The organism is Limimaricola sp. G21655-S1, from assembly GCF_027213785.1.
GTDB lineage: Bacteria > Pseudomonadota > Alphaproteobacteria > Rhodobacterales > Rhodobacteraceae > Limimaricola.
Window position 1 is genome coordinate 1 of sequence record NZ_JAPWGO010000052.1, and the last position, 3,398, is coordinate 3,398.

Genomic DNA, 3,398 nt, shown 5'->3' on the forward strand with positions numbered 1-3,398 from the left:
CCGAGCATGATGCCGAGCTTGGCCGCACCGACGGTCCCGGCCGCGTAGCTCTGCGAGGTATCGAGATCACCCTGCGCCGCAAAGGCCTCGAGCGCGTTGGCCGGGGCGACCGGAATCGGGGGGTTCTCCACCTCTTCCGACAGCGCGACGATCTCGATGCCGTTGATGATCGGGTTCTGCTTGAGATCCTTCACCAGGCCGATGTTCAGCACGCCGTCATCGACGTTGACCCGCGCGGTCAGGACACCGCCGCCCGCGCCGTAGAGCGCGCCCGGATCGAGGTTGTCGAACGCGGTCGGGACGAAGCCCTCCAGAGAGGCGTCGAAGTTGCGGAAGTTCCCGGCTTGGCCCGTGGGGGAGATTTCGGCGAGATAGAGGCGCACCTCGTAATTCTGGCCACCGCCGAGCGCCGAGACCGGGATGTCGTAGAAGAACGACCCGTCGCTCGAGCGTGCCGTCGAGAAGATCGCATTCGGCACCCCGTCGATACCGGGCGCCGCCTTGCCGCCGGTATCGGCGTCGTCGCGCAGGGTGGTCAGGCGCAGATACGGGCTGCCATTGCCCGGCTGGTCGCCGGTCCAGACCGGACCGCCATCCGTCGCCGCGACCTGCGCGCCGCCGGTGTTGATCCGGTAGACGACCGTGCCGCCGCCGCCGATTTCAAGGTCGAGCGCCGCGCTGGTCGCCTCGTTGACATTGGGCGTGTGCGCGCGATCAGACACCGCGCCCGCCACGAGCGCCACGCCGATCTGCGTGCCGTTGGTCCAGCCGCCTTGCGGCGCGGCAATCTCGTAGCGCGCCACGCCACCAGCAAAGCCGATGAAGGTGATCGCGGGATTGCCCGCCTCGACCCCGTCCACCGAGAGCGTCAGGTCGTCGTCGCCAAGGGTGGTCGCATCGATGCCGCTGGCATCGCTCAGCGCCACGTCCACGAGGATCGGATCGGTCGCGGTCGCCGGGTTGTCGAGCGTCAGCGCCGCCACGGGCGCGTCCGTGTCGAAGGCCGGCACCGGGTTCGAGAGGATCTCGATGGCATTGATGATCGGGTTGTTCCTGCCATCGACCAGATCATGGAGGAAGCCGATGTTCAGCTCGCCATCCGTCACCCTGACCTCGTAGCTCAGGATCCGCAGATCGCCGCCACCGCTTGGCAGCGAGGGGTCGAAGTTGTCCAGCACGCCTTCGGTCTGGCCTTCGACGCTGATGTCGAAGATCCGTCTGCCAGGAAGCTGGTTCGCGGCGGACAACTCGGCCAGATAAAGGTTCACGATGTAGTCGCCATTGCCGATCAGATCCGTCACCGGGATGGCATAGGAGAACGGGCTGTTGGCGGAGCGGGCGGTGCCGAGAACCACCTGAGGAACATGTGACGGCAGGTTCGTCGTGTCGCCCCCGAAGCCCTGTGTGTCGCCGCGGTTGTTGCCGGTCCCGGTGGCCGTGATCACGTAGGGGCTGTTGGGGTTGGTGTTGCCGTCGGCCAGCCAGTTCGGCCCGCCATCGGTGGCTGCGACCTCGCCACCCCAGGCGTTGATCCGCAGGAGCGCCTCCGGCGTGCCGCCATTCTCGTCGACATCCGTCACGATGACCGACATGAGTTGGGCCACCTCGTCGCTGCCGTTCGAGGCGATCACCTCGACATCGTAGACGTTGTCTGCGCCCGCATCGCCCGGAGCTTCGAAGTCGGGCGCCGCGATGAAGCTGAGCGCACCGGTGTCCGGATCGATGGTGAAGAGGCTGCCATCGGCGCCGGCGGTGCCGATCGCGTAGGTGATCGGCGCGGTGCCGCCGTCCTCGGTGGCGACCACCGTCGTCACCACGGTCTGGTTCTCGGCCACCGTCGCGCTGGCCGGGCTGTTGATGGCCAGCCCCTCCGCCGCATCGAGCACGGTGATGGTGACGTTCTGCAGCGCTTTGGAGACACCGTCGCTGGCTTCGACCGTGACCTCGTAGACATTGTCGAGATCGGCATCGCCCGGCGCCTCGAAATCGGCCGCGGTCACGAAGGAGAGCACGCCGGTATCGGGATCGATCGTCAGCTTGTCCATGTCGGCGCCGCCGACGATGGCGTAGCTCACCACCGCGCCTTCGGGATCGACGGCGTCGATATCGCCCGCGATCACCGTGTTTTCGAGCACCTCCTGGGCGGCGGCGCTTTCGAATTGCGGCTGCGCGTCGGAGACGGGGCTGAAGACCACCTTGTCGAAGCGCAGATGCTCCCTCGCGTCGCTGGTGCCGCTGAGTACCAGCCGGGCCCCGTCGGGAACCTGCACACCGCTCAGCGTGACCGAGGTCAGGTTGGCCGCCTGCAACGCATTGCCCTGACCGGCAAGCACCTGGTTCATGGTGAAGCTGCCGATCAAGGCCTGAGTGCCATCCGCGAGTTGCAGCAGCACATCGACCTGAGAGTCGCCGTCATTCTCGTCGAAGTAGCCGATCTCCAGATCATAGGTCCCGGCCACGACCCCGAAACCCGCGAGGCTGGTCGAGATCACGCCCTGCTGCCCCGCGCCGACCTTGACCACCGTGCTCCCGGAGGCCGGGGCGGCGAATTCGGTCCTGAAATTGACGAGGTCGGAATTGGCCTCGGTCAGCCCGGTGAAATTTTCGACCTCGATCAGGATCGGCTCGGGCAAGGTGAATTCATTGACCTGCAGCAAGAAGCTGGCGGAGGTTTCGGCCTGCGCCGCGTCGGTGGCAAAGACCGTGACCGTGTGGTTGCTGTTCTGCTGCGGGGTGCCGCTGATCGTTCCGGTGACCGGATCGATGGAAAGACCGACGGGCAGCCCCTCGGCGCGATAGGTGAGCGTGTCGTTCGGGTCGATATCGGTGAACAGCCCTGCCGGCAGGGCCATGTCGAACGCCTGGTTCAGCTGGGCCGTGGCGTCGGGGATGCTGCCGGTGACGATCGGCGCGTCGTTGACGTTCTCGACCGTCAGATCGAACTGGCCGGTCACGGCGTTGCCTTCGGGATCGGTCGCGGTGACCTCGATCGTGTGGACGCCCACATGCTCGTTCCCGGGCGTGCCGACCAGCAGCCCGCCCGACAGGCTGAGGAAGTCCGGCAGCCCCTGGAAGGAGAAGGACAGCTGGTCAAAGGTCGTGTCCGGATCCTCGAAGGGCAGGTCGACCTCGACCGGCACGTCCTCCGTGGCGATGACGTCGGGCAGCGCCTCGCCGACGATATGGGGTGGCTGGGTGTTGCCGCTCGCCCCGCTGCCCTGCACCAGCTCGACGTTCGAGAAGCGCATGATCGAGCTCTGCGCGGCGTCGTCGTCGTTGATCAGCGCCAGGTAATCGAAGGTCCGTCCGGCATGCGCCGCCAGCGGGATCTCGTAGCTCACGGTCTGGCCCACGGTGGTGTAGTCGTTGCGCACCGACTGGTCGAACCTCGCGATGTT

General features: G+C 66.6%; 1 protein-coding gene. It reads right to left on the reverse strand.

The genetic code is table 11. The features are described 5' to 3' along the window. The coding region (locus tag O4G76_RS19690; RefSeq protein WP_269398855.1) for a malectin domain-containing carbohydrate-binding protein at positions 1-3,398 on the reverse strand (3,398 nt) is incomplete at both ends.